At 60.9% G+C, this 14,670-nt stretch carries 12 protein-coding genes; 9 read left to right on the forward strand and 3 right to left on the reverse strand.

Features of this window, described 5'->3' with window-relative positions; translation table 11 throughout:
• The first annotated feature begins 59 nt into the window (after positions 1-59).
• Together yidD and WNZ15_RS07960 are read left to right on the forward strand one after the other, a co-directional pair.
• On the forward strand, positions 60-410 hold the full coding sequence (gene yidD, locus WNZ15_RS07955; protein ID WP_342892425.1) for a membrane protein insertion efficiency factor YidD: 351 nt from the start codon (positions 60-62) through the stop codon (positions 408-410).
• A gap of 110 nt (positions 411-520) precedes the next feature.
• Positions 521-2,311 carry a radical SAM protein gene (locus WNZ15_RS07960; protein WP_342892619.1) on the forward strand — a complete coding sequence of 597 codons (1,791 nt, stop codon included), beginning with the start codon at positions 521-523 and terminating at the stop codon, positions 2,309-2,311.
• Here the strand turns inward: WNZ15_RS07960 and WNZ15_RS07965 are convergent.
• Positions 2,306-3,211: a DMT family transporter gene (locus tag WNZ15_RS07965; protein WP_342892426.1), complete on the reverse strand. Its 906-nt coding sequence runs from the start codon at positions 3,209-3,211 to the stop codon at positions 2,306-2,308. The two genes, WNZ15_RS07960 and WNZ15_RS07965, sit on opposite strands and share 6 nt — an antisense overlap.
• Before the next feature lie 171 nt (positions 3,212-3,382).
• Here WNZ15_RS07965 and WNZ15_RS07970 point away from each other — a divergent pair, with 171 nt between their 5' ends.
• From WNZ15_RS07970 to WNZ15_RS07980, 3 genes are all read left to right on the forward strand, one after another.
• Complete coding sequence (locus tag WNZ15_RS07970; protein WP_342892427.1) at positions 3,383-3,838, forward strand: Lrp/AsnC family transcriptional regulator; 456 nt, start codon at positions 3,383-3,385, stop codon at positions 3,836-3,838.
• A gap of 171 nt (positions 3,839-4,009) precedes the next feature.
• On the forward strand, positions 4,010-5,980 hold the full coding sequence (gene thrS, locus WNZ15_RS07975) for a threonine--tRNA ligase (protein ID WP_342892428.1): 1,971 nt from the start codon (positions 4,010-4,012) through the stop codon (positions 5,978-5,980).
• Positions 5,981-6,315: 335 nt separating this feature from the next.
• The gene (locus WNZ15_RS07980) at positions 6,316-7,164 is read left to right on the forward strand and encodes a lysophospholipid acyltransferase family protein (protein WP_342892429.1); all 849 of its coding nucleotides are present in this window, start codon (positions 6,316-6,318) and stop codon (positions 7,162-7,164) included.
• Between the two features lie 154 nt (positions 7,165-7,318).
• Here WNZ15_RS07980 and WNZ15_RS07985 read toward each other — a convergent pair whose 3' ends face one another.
• Positions 7,319-8,371, reverse strand: coding sequence for a hypothetical protein (locus WNZ15_RS07985; RefSeq protein WP_342892430.1), 1,053 nt, complete (start codon positions 8,369-8,371; stop codon positions 7,319-7,321).
• Positions 8,372-8,788: 417 nt separating this feature from the next.
• Between WNZ15_RS07985 and WNZ15_RS07990 the strand changes: the two genes are divergently transcribed.
• The 4 genes from WNZ15_RS07990 (at position 8,789) to WNZ15_RS08005 (ending at position 12,739) form a co-directional block, all read left to right on the forward strand.
• Positions 8,789-9,310, forward strand: coding sequence for a nitroreductase (locus tag WNZ15_RS07990; RefSeq protein WP_342892620.1), 522 nt, complete (start codon positions 8,789-8,791; stop codon positions 9,308-9,310).
• A 2-nt stretch (positions 9,311-9,312) separates the two neighbouring features.
• Positions 9,313-9,921 (forward strand): flavin reductase family protein, encoded by a 609-nt coding sequence (locus WNZ15_RS07995; protein ID WP_342892431.1) that lies wholly within the window; start codon positions 9,313-9,315, stop codon positions 9,919-9,921.
• A gap of 326 nt (positions 9,922-10,247) precedes the next feature.
• A complete protein-coding gene (locus tag WNZ15_RS08000) occupies positions 10,248-11,489 on the forward strand; it encodes a transglycosylase SLT domain-containing protein (RefSeq protein ID WP_342892432.1) in 1,242 nt (413 codons plus the stop codon).
• A gap of 95 nt (positions 11,490-11,584) precedes the next feature.
• The gene (locus WNZ15_RS08005) at positions 11,585-12,739 is read left to right on the forward strand and encodes a DUF2336 domain-containing protein (protein ID WP_342892433.1); all 1,155 of its coding nucleotides are present in this window, start codon (positions 11,585-11,587) and stop codon (positions 12,737-12,739) included.
• Between the two features lie 53 nt (positions 12,740-12,792).
• On the opposite strand, the gene WNZ15_RS08010 is transcribed toward WNZ15_RS08005, so the two are convergent.
• A complete protein-coding gene (locus WNZ15_RS08010) occupies positions 12,793-14,505 on the reverse strand; it encodes a caspase domain-containing protein (protein WP_342892434.1) in 1,713 nt (570 codons plus the stop codon).
• Positions 14,506-14,670: the final 165 nt, after the last annotated feature.

Raw genomic sequence — 14,670 nt, forward strand, 5'->3', positions numbered from 1 at the left:
CCGGCGCCACTCAGGTGTCAGCTTTCGGATCCGAACGATCAGAAACCTCTGAAAAACACATGTGCACTCCTTCAAGACAGGACGCGGACGCAAGCAGGCCCCTTTCCGTCGCCGGGCGGATCGCGGTCGGCCTGATCTGGATCTACCGCCATTCGCTGTCGCTGGTGATGGGGCGGGGCTGTCGCTACGCTCCGACCTGCTCGGACTATACCGAGCAGGCGATCCGCCGGTTCGGTTTCTGGGCCGGCGGCTGGGTCGGTCTGGCACGGATACTCCGGTGCAATCCCTGGGGCGCGTCCGGGTTCGATCCGGTTGCCGACAGCCTGCCCGAGAATGCCCGCTGGTTCCTGCCCTGGCGCTATGGCCGCTGGAGCGGCCGGCATATTGCGCAAGAACACCGGCTGGACTAAGCCGCGCCGCCGCCGGCAGTCGGGACCACCGCATATTTGACGAGAAGGGATTGACCCAGGGGAAGGTGAGTGCAACCCTCATGGTCTTCAACCGGAAGGTGGAATGGCACATGAGCGCGCGCGACTTCCATCTCGTGATGATCAAGCCGACCCATTACGATGACGACGGCTACCCGATCCAGTGGCTTCGCTCGGCAATCCCGTCGAACACGCTTGCCAGTCTGAACGGCCTTGCGGAGGCCGCCCGCGACAGGCATGCGCTTGGCGAAGAGGTTCGCATTCACCTGCACACCTTTGACGAAACCAACAAGCGGGTTCGTCCCGCGCATATCGCCGCGCAGATCCGCAAACAGGGTGGCAGGGCGCTGATCGCCCTTGTCGGTGTGCAGTCGAACCAGTTTCCGAGAGCGACCGATCTCGCCCGCAAGTTCATGGCAGAAGGCCTGCCGACCGCGATCGGCGGATTTCACGTGTCCGGCTGTATATCGATGCTCGACGAGATGCCTGCGGACATGGTCGGGTTGCAGCAAGAGGGCGTGTGCTATTTCGCCGGCGAAGCGGAGGACCGCAGGCTGGACATGGTGCTCCGGGACGCTTTCAATGGCACGCTGAAACCGCTCTACGATTTCATGGCGGATCTGCCTTCGCTCGGAGGTGAGCCGACGCCGATCCTGCCGTCCAAGCACATTCAGTTCACCGCCGGGTCTCATTCCAGCTTCGATCTGGGGCGCGGCTGCCCGTTCCAGTGTTCCTTCTGCACCATCATCAACGTGCAGGGCCGCAAGAGCCGGTTCCGTTCCGCCGATGACCTGGAACGGATCATCCGGGAAAACCATGCCCAGGGCATCAACCGGTTTTTCATCACGGACGACAATTTCGCCCGCAACCGGGAATGGGAATCTCTTTTCGACCGGCTGATCTTGCTGCGGGAGAAGGAAAAGTTCGACATCAAGTTCATCATCCAGGTGGACACCCTGTGCCACCGGATCGACGGCTTCATCGAGAAAGCCACCCGCGCCGGTGTGAACCGGGTGTTCATCGGCCTGGAGAACATCAATCCGGACAATCTGCTGGCGGCAAAAAAGCGCCAAAACAAGATCACCGAATACCGCGAAATGCTGCAGAAATGGCGCGCTCACGGCGCGACCACCTATGCCGGCTACATCATCGGCTTTCCGGGCGACACCAAGGAGGCGGTTCTCCGGGATGTGGAGATCATCAAGAAAGAGCTTCCGCTCGACCTGCTGGAGTTTTTTTACCTGACCCCGCTGCCCGGCTCCGAGGATCACAAGGTGCTGCTGTCGAAGGGTACCTGGATGGATCCGGATCTCAACAAATACGATCTCAACCACCGGGTGACCCACCACCCGAAGATGAGCGACGCGGAATGGGAAGAAGCCTACCGGGAAGCCTGGCAGAACTATTATTCGGATGCGCATATCGAGACGGTTCTGCGCCGCGCGGCCGCCCACAGGAAGGGGCGGCCGGGCAACAAGCTGTTCCTGATGATGTGGTTCAAGCTGATGGTGGAGTGCGAGGGCGTACATCCGCTGGAGGGCGGTTATTTCCGGCTGAAGGTTCGGAGGGACCGGCGCGTCGGTCTGCCGCGTGAGCACCCGGTTCCCTTTTACACGCGCTATCTTGCGGAGATCGTTTCCAAACACTGGGCCTATCTTTCGGCGGTGTGGCGGGTCTACCGAATCTACAGAAGGGTCAAGGCGTCGCCGGACCGGCGCAACTATACCGATCTGGCGATTGCTCCGATGGACGGGACCTTGGAAGAGGACCTCGCCATGATCCGGGAAACGCGCGGCGGCACGGAAGCCGTGGCCCGGCAGGTCCGCGACGCCGCCTTGCGCAAGGCCGGCAAGGACCGGGCGCGGGCGGCGACACCGTCATGACGGGCAGGCGGTCGCGGCCGCCTTTCGGGTGCGAACCAGACGCCAGCCGAATGTCATGCCCGTTGCGGCCAGGATGATCGCGGCGGCTCCCATGAGCTGGAGCGGCTGCAGCCTGTGGCCGAAGGCGACATAGTCGACGACAATCGCCACCACGGGATAGATGAACGAGAACGCGCCCTGCAGATAGGTCGGCAGTTTCTGAACGGCTCCGTACATCAGGATGTACATGATGCCGGTATGGACCACACCGAGGGTAATCAGTGCGCCCCAGGCGGTTGTTCCTTCCGGCAGCGCCTGCCAGCTCACAAACGGAGCCAGCATCAGGATGCCGACGCAGACCTGGATCAGCGCGATCAGCTGTGGCGGCGTGCCGGTGAGCTTCTTGGTCAGGAGCGCCGCCACCGCCCAGAAGAATGCGGCGCCCAGGGCGAGAGCAATGCCGAGCGCGTAGTGCGATCCGGCATAGTCCGCACCGCCGGGCCTGGACAGGACAATTAGGAGGACGCCGGCAAAGGCGACCGCCAGCCAGCCAAGCCTGGCAATCGTGATCCGTTCGCCCAGAAACATCGCGCCGAAGCCGACCAGAATGAACGGTTGGGTGTTGTAGACGGCGGTGGCGACGCCGATCGAGGTCTCGCCATAGGCGGTAAACAGCATTGCCCAGTTGACGACGATCGCGACACCGCCGACCGCCGCGATGCCGAGCTTTTTCAAGGTGAGTTGCCGCCGGAACAGACCCTGGGCGGCGCAGATGATCACAAGTGCCAGCGCGCCGAACGCGCAACGCCAGAAGACGACGTCGACGGCTGCCTGGCCCGAAAGCACCACGAACAATCCTATGGTTCCGAGAATGGTCATTGCGGCGGTCATTTCGGCGGCGCCGCGCAAGGTTCTGTCCATGTCTGCCTCCTGTAGCAAGGGATGTCCGCTCGCAGATGCGGGCCATCCGGCAATTGACGATGGCAGGAGTCTGTCAAAACCGGCGCAATGCTTCCATTTGAATAATTAGGACAAAATCGAATATTTCTGTATCTTGTTAGGTGAAGCTGCTTGAAAAGTTTTGGAATGAAGATGGATGAGATTGACAGGAAAATTATCGAAGCCCTGATTGGCGATGCGCGCCTGTCGCTGAAGGACCTGGCTGCCCAGGCGGGTTTGTCGTCACCCGGCGTGTCGGAACGGATCCGGCGCCTGCAGGACCGGGGCGTCATCCGGGGCTTCACCGCCGATATCGATCCCAAGGCGCTGGGCTACAGCCTGCAGGCCATCGTCCGCATCCGGCCGCTGCCGGGAAAACTGCACATTGTCCAGCAACTGATCCAGGACATTCCGGAATTCTGTGAGTGCGACAAGGTCACCGGCGAGGACTGTTTCGTCGCCCGGCTCATGATCCCGTCGATCGATCTTCTGGACGGCATTCTCGACCGCATCTCCGACAAGGCGGAAACCAGCACGTCGATCGTGAAATCCCAGCCGATCCGCCGCCGTCCACCTCCGCTGGTCATTGCCGGCGCGGGAAGTGACTAGCGGCAGCCGGAGTTTCCGGCTTGAAGCCAGGTGAGGGAATATCGACATAAAAGACAGGCGAAAGTCCGGGAAAAGGTTGCCGCGTTACCCTGAATCCCGTATGCCACGCCCATTCGATAGACGATCAACAGCTTACCTGCCTTGTCTGCAGGAGTGAGCAGGAGAACAACGATGATCCAACTGACTTTCCCCGACAATTCCGTGCGCGAATACGAGGCAGGCACCAGCGGCCTGGCGGTCGCCGAAGGCATATCCAAATCGCTCGCCAAGAAGGCTGTAGCGATGTCTCTGGATGGGGAGCTGAGAGATCTCAGCGACCAGATCGACACCAGCCACGCCATCGAGATCGTCACGCGGGACGATCCGCGCGCGCTTGAACTGATCCGTCACGACGCGGCGCATGTGATGGCGGAAGCCGTGCAGGAACTTTGGCCGGGCACGCAGGTCACCATCGGCCCGGTGATCGAAAACGGATTTTACTACGATTTCAAGCGCGTCCATCCGGACAGCGGCGACGACTGGCCGTTCCACCCGGAAGAATTGCCTGTCATCGAGAAGAAGATGCGCGAGATCATTTCGCGCGGTGCGCAGTTCACCAAGGAAATCTGGTCGCGCGAGGAAGCCAAACGCTACTTCGCGGCCAAGGGCGAGGACTACAAGGTCGAGCTGATCGACGCCATTCCGGAAGACCAGGATCTCAAGATCTACAGGCAGGGCCAGTGGCTGGACCTGTGCCGCGGCCCGCATATGGTGTCCACGAAACAGATCGGCGATGCCTTCAAGCTGATGAAGGTGGCCGGGGCCTACTGGCGCGGCGATTCGAACAACGAGATGCTGTCACGCATCTACGCGACCGCCTGGCACACCGAGAAGGAGCTGAAAGGCTACCTTCACATGCTGGAAGAAGCCGAAAAGCGTGATCACCGCAAGCTTGGCCGGGAAATGGACCTGTTCCATTTCCAGGAAGAGGGCCCGGGCGTCGTCTTCTGGCATCCGAAGGGCTGGGACATGTTCCAGAACCTGATCGCCTACAAGCGCCGGGTGCTGAAAGAGACCTACAAGGAAGTGAACGCGCCGCAGGTGCTGCACACGTCGCTTTGGGAAACGTCCGGTCACTGGGGCTGGTACAAGGAGAACATGTTCTCCGTGCAGTCCGCCGACCCGGAGGCCGAGGACGCCCGTGTGTTCGCGCTGAAGCCGATGAACTGCCCGGGGCATGTCCAGATCTTCAAGCACGGCCTGAAGAGCTACCGCGACCTGCCGCTGCGCCTCGCGGAATTCGGGGTGGTGCACCGGTATGAGCCGTCCGGCGCGCTGCACGGCCTGATGCGCGTGCGAGGGTTTACCCAGGACGATGCCCACGTCTTCTGCACCGAGGATCAGATGGCGGACGAGTGCCTGAAGATCAATGACCTGATCCTGTCGGTCTACAAGGACTTCGGCTTTGACGAGATCGTCGTCAAGCTGTCGACCCGCCCGGAAAAGCGCGTCGGCACCGATGATCTGTGGGACCACGCCGAAGAGGTCATGGGCGAGGTTCTGAAACAGATCGAGGCGCAGTCGGAAGGCCGGGTGAAGACCGAGATCCTGCCGGGCGAGGGGGCCTTCTACGGTCCGAAGTTCGAGTATACGCTGCGCGATGCCATCGGACGGGAATGGCAGTGCGGCACGACCCAGGTCGATTTCAACCTGCCCGAACGCTTCGGCGCCTTCTACGTCGACAGTGACGGCGAGAAGAAGACGCCGGTGATGATCCACCGGGCCATCTGCGGCTCGATGGAACGGTTCCTCGGGATCCTGATCGAGAACCATGCCGGCCATTTCCCGCTGTGGTTCGCGCCGTTGCAGATTGTCGTGGCCACGATCACGTCCGAGGCTGACGGCTATGGACAGGAAGTTGCCGATCTGCTGAAGGCCAGGGGGCTCAAGGTCGAGACCGATTTCCGCAACGAGAAGATCAACTACAAGGTCCGAGAGCATTCGCTAGCGAAGGTGCCGGTGATCATCGTCTGCGGCATGCGGGAAGCCGAAGAGCGGACCGTCAACGTCCGCCGTCTCGGCTCCAGAGACCAGACATCCATGGGTCTCGAAGAGGCGCTTGCCGCCTTTGTGGACGAAGCAACGCCGCCGGACCTGAAGTAAGCCGTGATACCAGGCTCGACAGACAGGACGCTGTTTTCGAGCCTGGTATTACACGAGGTTAAGGTAAAAACTGACAGCTTGTGCCAGGACCTTCCTTTGGGGCATATGCCCGATTGGCCTTAAGGGCATATGCCTGACTGGCGGGTGTCCGGTCGCGATTGACCGAGCATCCGGATATTGTGCGTTGGCATTGTCCAGGTGCGCGTTATCGATGTTTGAATGGCGCGGCACATTCCTTGAGACAAAAAGGCAATGTGCTGTCACACTCGTGAAACAGAATTTTTGCTATTGGGTTCCGGATTTGCCAGAACTCTCTCGGGACCAAGATCACAGCCGTGAACCACGCTGAATTCAGTTATGCCAATCCGGAACAGCCGCCCTTGAAGCGGTGGACCATCCGCGCCATCGAGGGCATCTCCGGGCGCCGGAAACTGGTCGACATCTACGACGTGTGGAAAGACACCATGGTCGGCACGTCGGACTATATCTGGAACGATCTTCTCGGCCTGATCAATCTCAACGTTTCCGTGGCGGACGGCCAGTGGCCGCCGGAGAACCTGCCGGAAGGCCCGCTGGTTCTGATCGCGAACCATCCCTACGGCATCGGTGACGGGCTTGCGCTCCTGGCGCTGGCGGAGAAACTGGACCGCCCGTTCAAGATCCTGATCAACAACGAACTCCTGAAGGTGCCCGAAGTCCGGCCGTTTTCGCTGCCCGTGGATTTCGAGGAAACCAAGGATGCGCTGAAGACCAACATGGCAACCCGCAAGGAAGCCTTGCGCCTGCTTGCGGAAGGCACCACCATCATCGTCTTTCCGGGCGGCGGAGTGGCCACGGCGGCAAAACCGTTCGGCCGAGCCGAGGAACTTCCCTGGAAGACCTTCACTGCCAAGATGATCCGTTCGTCCAGGGCCACCGTGCTGCCGCTGTATTTCGACGGCCAGAACTCCTGGCTGTTTCATCTGGTCAGCAAATATTCGCTGACCCTGCGCCTGTCGCTGCTGGTGCGCGAGTTCCGCCGCATCCTCGGCTCGGTGATCACCGCGCGTGCCGGCCGCCCGATCCCCTTCGAAACCCTGTCCGGCTTGGGCGACCAGAAGGAAATCATGGATTTCCTGCAGACCCAGGTCCTGGAAATGGCGCCGGCGGCGCGCGGGCGCGGGCTGCTCGGCCGCAGGCGCTGAGCCGGCTTCAGGTCTGCACTTCGCGATGATGTCCGGTCCAGGTGAGCGCGGCCGAGGCTCCTCCCGGCACAGGAAGCAGATTCCGTACCTGAGCTGCATGCCGACAGAACAGCAGTTGTTTATCGCGGGTAAATTGATGATTTTATTTTCGAAATCAGTTGCTTGAACCGACTTCCTGAACCGATAACTCACTCAGTGACGTGACCACCTCGACTTCGCGGTCCTCCCCCGGATCGACCCTGAAGGTCTGAAGATATGTGCGGCCGTTGTTGCGGGCGAGGGCCTCGTATTCACCTTCGGCGAGCACAAAATCCGGAAAGGCTCCGGTGGCTTCCACGACGATGTCGCCGCCGGGGCTGAGTACCGACCAGGTGGTGTTGGCGATCGCCTCTCCGCCACGTTCATTGACCAGTTTCAGCGTGATCCCGGCCGCCTTGTGAAAGATGGTCGCTTCCGTCAGCTTGCCGGGCAGCACCTGGATGTCGGCGCGCACGGTGGCGTTGGCATTCCCGTAGTGGCTGACAACGTGATAGGTGTCCGCGTTCAGCCGCATGATCGATCCCGGCTTGACGTCTCGAGCGATCACGTGGCGTTCGCCGCGCTGATTGAAATCCATGCCGAAGATTTCGAAGGACACGGGCTTGCCGTCGAGGTCCTCGCCGTCCTTGAGGGCAGCGCCGAACTTGATGCCGCCGGCATTGAGCGTGACCATCTTGGACTGGACTTCCTTGCCGATCACGATCCGGTTGGTGGCCTGGGCAAAGCCGTAGGCGGTGTGAATCAGATAGGTGCCGGGATCCAGGCGGAAGTCGGCGTCACCGCCGCTGGACGTGGCGACGAGCTGAAGCCGGCCGTCCGTATTGGTCGTCTCGGAATAGATGCGCCAGATCAGACCCTCATTCAGCGGCGGGCTGTCCGGCGTGAGCTTGGCCATCAGGTACAGCGCTCCCTGCTGGAGGCCACCGGAAATTCCGGTCGTGGCGGAGCGCGCGGGGGCATATGGAACGAGCGTATCGGAAAAGAGCGGCTCGGGTTCCCTGTCGAGCAAGTTGATGATCGGATTTTCCGGTGCTCTCGAAGGAGCATCAGGGTCCGGTTTTTGAGCCGGGGGCGGCGGCAGTTCGGCCGACTGGGCCAGAGCCTGCGGTGACAGACCCGCAGCCGGAAGGCCCAGAAACAGTGTACAGATCGCAGCGCAACGGATCATGCGCCTGATGCCAAATCGGCCTGTGTCAGTTTGTGTGTTCACCATGCCCACTTTATTATCATTTCGACTCGAAAAGGTTTACCAGTCTTTTGGAACCCGTGTCACCCGTTGCCGATGCGGTTGGTACCTGCGCCGGACCGGATCGGGGTCCGGAACGGGCCGGTGTCCTGTGCGCGGCGCTGCCCGATGCCTGGCTCCGTTGCCTAGCTCCGATGCTTGACGCCGGCGCGTGACTAATGCGCCTGAAAATCCGGCAAATTCAAGACCCGGCCATTAAAGTTGACAATTACGGTCAATGAATTAGGTGGAGCAAGGACCGAAACCGCAGGACAGGACTTCTGCATGCCGAGTTTTACAGCCGGATCGCCGGCCACACTGGACTTCCTGAAGAACCGGCGCTCGCATCCGTCCGTCACCATGACGGAACCCGGACCCGGCGACGACCAGATCGACGAGATCCTGACCATCGCGGCGCGGGTGCCCGACCATGGCAAACTGGCGCCGTGGCGATTTATCCTGTACCGGCCGGACGCAGGCCGGAAGATCGGAAGCTGGCTGGCAGAACGCTACGCAAGGATCAGCGGGCCGCTTGACGACGAACAGCGGGAAAAGGAACGGACCCGCTTTACCCGGGCGCCTCTCGTGGTCGGCGTCGTCAGCCAGGCGGCCGAACACCCCAAGATCCCGCTGTGGGAGCAGCAACTGTCCGCCGGCGCAGTGTGCATGAACCTGGTCACGGCGGCAGCCGCATCCGGCTTCGCCTCGCAATGGCTGAGCGAATGGTACAGCTTCGATGACCTGGCGGTCCGCTATCTGGGAGCCCGTCCGGGAGAGAGCTTCGCCGGGTTCGTCCATATCGGAACCGCGACCCAGCCCCCCGTCGAGCGGCCCCGTCCAAACCTTTCTGACCTGATCACCACCTGGACCGAGATTGATTGAACATGTTCTACGACACTGCGACAAACGACCACGGCCTGCCGCGTAATCCCCTCAAGGCGATTGTGGCACCGCGGCCGATCGGCTGGATTTCGTCCCTCGACAGGGACGGGCGCGCCAATCTGGCGCCCTACAGTTTTTTCAACGCGGTCAGTGACGCGCCGCCGATCGTGATGTTTTCCTCAACAGGCTACAAGGACAGCGTCGCCAATGTGGACGCGACCGGCGAATTCGTGTGCAACATGGCAAACTGGGACCTGAGGGACGCGATGAACCAGACCTCCGCTGCCGTGCCGCATGAAACCTCGGAGTTCGACCTGTCCGGCCTGGAAATGGCGCCGTCGCGGCTGGTGCGGGCACCGCGCGTTGCCAAGGCCGTCACCGCGCTGGAATGCCGGCATCTGCAGACACTTCGTCTCAAGGGGCTCGATGGTGCCGAAACCGACAGTTACGTCATCTTCGGCCAAGTCGTCGGGGTACACATCGACGACAGCGTGATTGTCGACGGACGGGTCGATGTCACCCTTTACAAGCCCCTGGCACGGCTCGGCTACATGGACTATGCCGCCGTGACCGAGGTTTTCGAGATGGGCCGGCCCAAGGTTTCGGGTTGATGTCCTGATGTGACGTTGTTTGACGGGACAAGACGCCGGCAGAGTCGGCGTTTTTGTTTGAAAAAGGTTGCCGACTCAGTCGGCGAGAGCTATCAGGCTTCGCGCGGCTGCTTTTTCCTGGCGGGATTTTCCCGGGAAAATGTCCGGATTTGCCTTGATTTCCGCAATTGCGGGCACGCGTATCGGCAGATCTGCGCAGGTCGATGAAAAAACTTATCCGCCACCGTCCGAAAAGGCGCCACCCTGTGGGCTGTTAAGGTTTTGTTAACCATTCGAGCGCGAAAGTTAACGAAGAGATAACTTAGTTCCGTCGAGGAGACAGCGTCATGCTTGTTGCTGACACTACCTCGGTCGCGTCACGGATCGAGCTTGCTTTCCAGTCTGCGAGTACTTCCACAGGGACGTCTTTTGACTACCTGGTGAAAACTGCCGCCCGGGAGTCGTCATTCAATCCGGCGGCCAAGGCAAAAACGTCGAGCGCAACCGGCCTGTTCCAGTTCATCGAGTCCACCTGGCTCGAAACCCTGAAAGAAGCCGGACCGAAACACGGGCTGGAAAAGTTTTCCGACGAGATTCAGCGTTCCAAGAGCGGCAAGTACTTTGTCAGCGATCCACAGATGCGCCGGGAAATCCTGGAATTGCGCAAGGATCCGGAAATATCGTCGATCATGGCGGGGGCGCTGACGCAGAAAAACGCGCAGCACCTTGAACGCAGGATAGGCCGCGAGCCGACGGACGGTGAGCTCTACATGGCGCATTTTCTCGGTGCCAATGGTGCCGGCAAGCTGATCGACGCGACCGCCGCCAATCCGGACATGCGGGCCGACAGGATCTTCGCGCCCCAGGCGCGTGCCAACAAACCGATTTTCTATGACCGTAGCGGCAAGGCCCGGTCCATGCAGGAAGTCTACGAGGTCATCGTTTCCAAGCATGACGCGGTCAACATGATCGCCCAGGCGAGTGGCAAGAAAAACCTGCGCTCGTCCGGCGAACTGACCCAGGTTGCCGCGCTGCCGACAGCGAAGCCGACTGGCGAACCTGTCCAAGGAGCACCGCTCGACAGCGGGGGATTCGATCACCTTGCCGGAGATCCGGCTGCTGCCTTCGCCATGCGGGGCAAGCCGCAGGCGGCGGTTCAAGTTGCGTCGGCCGCCACTGCGGCACCGCAGCTTCCTGCGGACAACCCGGTTGAATTTGCCGAAGCGGGCGTGCCATTACCCGAGGTCCGCCGCGCGCCGCGCGACCCGGATGAGGCTTCGATCAAGGGAAGCGACTTCGATGCGACCACACGGGTGCTGTCCGCTTTCCAGGCGACGGAAACGTCAAGTCCGTTCGAGGCCCTGTTCCGCAATGACGACGGCTCTTCCCGGGCCGAGGTCAACACGCGCTTCGCCTCGGCCTTTTCCGCCGTCGAGGAAGCCGCCCTGTTCAGTTCGCTGACGGGGACGTCCAGTCAGGTGCAGGCACAGGAACTGGCCCTGGCCAACCAGGGCGGACCGCTGGATCTGACCCGCTTCCTTCGTCTGAAGGCCGAAGAAGAGCAAAGGGACTTGCTGCCACCGGCCTAGGCCGCCGGCTGGCCCTTGTCAAAATTATGGTGAACCGATCGTTAAGCCTTTGATGCCAGACTGGATCTGACACTTGGGAAGATTGTTTCACCGCCATGACCATACACGACTTTTTGCAGCTGAATGAAGATGATGAGCGACCCCTGGATATACAGGCCGCACGTGACATCGCGGCGCGTTATCTGGCCACCGAAGCCGGCAGCAGGGAGCGGACGAGCATGGCGGCGGCATTGACCATCCTGCTCGACGATCCGAGCCGGGCCGTCCGCAAGGCGATTGCGAAAGCCCTGCGCTCGAGCCCGCACGCCCCCGGCCACGTCATTCGCTGCCTTGCCAGCGATGTCGACGAGGTCGCGCTTCCCGTTCTTGCCTGCTCGCCGATACTGACCGATGTCGAACTGGTCGACCTTGTTGCGGAAGGAAGCGATGCGGTGCAGGGGGCGATCGCCGCGCGCGCGGGACTGGCGGCATCCGTCTGCGCCGCGATCTGCGAGGTTGGATGTGAAACGGCGTGCAGAACCTTGCTTGAGAACACCGGCGCCCAGGTTCTTCAATCCTCGCTGCTTCGGCTGGCGCAGCGCTTCGAGGACCGGCCGGACCTGTGCGACCAGCTTCTGAAAACCCGGGATCTGCCGCTTGCGGTGCGCTATCAGCTGCTGATGCGGCTGGCCGAGAACCTGGACGACCATCCGATCGTGCTGGAGCGGGTTCCGGAAAATCAGCGACATTCGTTTCTGAGCGACGCGGAAGACAAGGTGGTCCTGCGCCTGGCGCTGGAGGCGGGCGCCGAGGACCTTCCAGAATTTGTCGAGCATCTGCGCGCCAGCGGCAAGCTCACGACGCGGTTGATGCTGCGTGCGGTCTGCTGCGGCCGGCTGCGGTTTTTCGCGGCCGCCCTCGCCAACCTTGGGCAGGTGCCCCTGCCACGCCTGTGCAAGTTGTTGATCACCGTGCGCCGGTCAGCGCTCCAGGCGATTCTCAGAAAGGCCGGCCTGCCGCTGCGCGCACATCAGGCATTCCTGCTGGCGATCGACATTGCCCGCCAGGCGGAGGCGGACTTCACCTACGATCTTGCCCTCGACGAGGCCCGCGCCTTGACCGAAACACTGCTTGCGGAAATGCAGGACGGTGCACTCGGTGCCGACGAGGACGTGGTCGCGTTCCTGCGCCGCTTCGCCATCGATGTCGCCCGCCTGGAAGCCCGGCTGCTGGTCAGAAACAGCCGCCTTCAGGTGACGGCGGCGGCGTGAGCCGCGCCTTGATTGCACGGCAGTCTTGAACTTTAGGCCGAACGAAGTGGTCTTTATTTCCAGTAACAACGGATTGGTTGAGTATCTCGACCTGTGGGGCTGCCAAAGCGGCATATTGCCGAGCGACCACACGGATGTGTCAAGATACGTGTGCCGCCGGAGGTGTTGAACTGCAGCAGCCTGGCGGTCGGATCAGCTGGGCAGGACCTCGCCGAACTTGCTGATTTTGTTTTGTTCTTCTTTTCCGTCTCGTTGAAAGGAAGTTTTTGCTTTAACGCAACACAGCTTCCGTTCTCAAGTTTCTGGTTGCGTCCGCAGGTCAGCGGGCAAACGCGCCCCGAGGATTTCCTGAGCTGATCCAGAACCGCTGGTTCCGGATCAAGCGACGCAAGATCGCTCCCGGCTTCCCTGTAGTAGGATTTGAGGGCGCTGCGGCTTCGTCTTCCCCAGTCGCCATCCACCCGGCCGACAGAACAGCCGAGGCGATTCAGTTCGGTTTGGATGGCTCTTGCAAGTTCCTTCGGAGTGGCGGTTTCGCGGGTTGGATCAGAACGTGGTTTTTCCGGCGTCAGTGTAGCGACCTGCTGCTCGAGTGAAGGTTCGCTCTTCAGTGTCACATCGATGGTTTCGGATTTAGCAGCGTCTGCGGCCTGTTTTCGCAGCGATGAAATTTTCAATTTTGCCAGATCCGCATAGAGCCCTTCAGGATAGCGGGCGAGGTAGCTCTCGAACATTTCAGGTTCCCGCGCGGTCTGAATGGATTGCCAATAGGCAATCTCGGCCGATGCTTTTTGCTGCTTGCGCTCTGTCTCCGCGTTCGCGAGACCGGCGTTGATCTCTTCAATCCGTATCTGGGCGATATCGGCGAACTGGCCTGACGGATAGCGGTTCAGATAGGTTTCAAAATAGGCAACGCTGCTGCCGTCCTTGATCGAGTTCCAATAGGTCAGTTCGATCTGAGGATCGATTCTTGGCACGACCGGCGCGACCACTTCCTTCTGTTTCAGGACGACTTCACCGGTCAGCGACGAGTTTTCCCAGGGAACCTGCTGGCCACCGGTGGCTGCGAGCACGTCCCTGCGGACCAAAATGAGTTCGCGGGTGATGTCGAACCCTGGGGTGCCCAGATGCTTCAGCAGTGCTGCGGTAAAGGGGCTGTTCCTGCCATTGCCGTCAAGAGCGACGTTTCCAGGCTGTGTCGCGAAGGAAATCAACGTGCCGACACCCGACCCGATCTTGGCCAGGCCTTTGCCTATCGCACCCGAGCGCGTTCCCATGGACCGTGCCAGATTTTCCGCGAGCGGGTTGTCGCGGCAAGCGTCCAGAAACACCAGATTGACCTTGGCGCTCTTTTCCATCGCGTTCATGACGAGGTTGGTTGAAACGGTTTCGAAATCCAGGTCGAGATGGGATTCGAGCTGTGCGTCCGTCGGCACCAGATAGTTTTGACCGTTCACTTGCAGTCCGTGTCCGGCATAGAAAAACAGGGCAAGATCCGCGCCTTCGAGCTTTCTGACAAAGCGATGGATGGTCCTGCGCAGATCGCCAAGCTTGAGATCCACACCCAGGGTCACATCGAAACCGAGGTCCTGGAGCCTTTCGGACATGCCGTTCGCGTCATTGCGCGGGTTCTGCAGCAGGGAGACATTGTCGTAGTCGGAATTGCCAATAACAAGGGCTACCCGCCGCTCGGCATGGGCAGTCCCGAGTGAAAACAAAACAATAAATAGGATGAAAAAAACATGTCTCAAAACAACTTCCCCCAAGGACCGGAATCCTACCTTTGCCCCCGGGGGAAGTCAAAACACGACCGGTTTGATGTGGCGTCCATGGGGCTGTGCCCTGGCTTGACGCGTTGCCGTTCCTGTTCCGCGTTCCTGCCGGTTGAGATCCGGCCCGAGTGACCGGAGAGTGCCCAGGGAGCGTTCGCC

This window comes from Roseibium sp. AS2 (assembly GCF_038900065.1).
In the GTDB taxonomy this organism is placed as follows: domain Bacteria; phylum Pseudomonadota; class Alphaproteobacteria; order Rhizobiales; family Stappiaceae; genus Roseibium.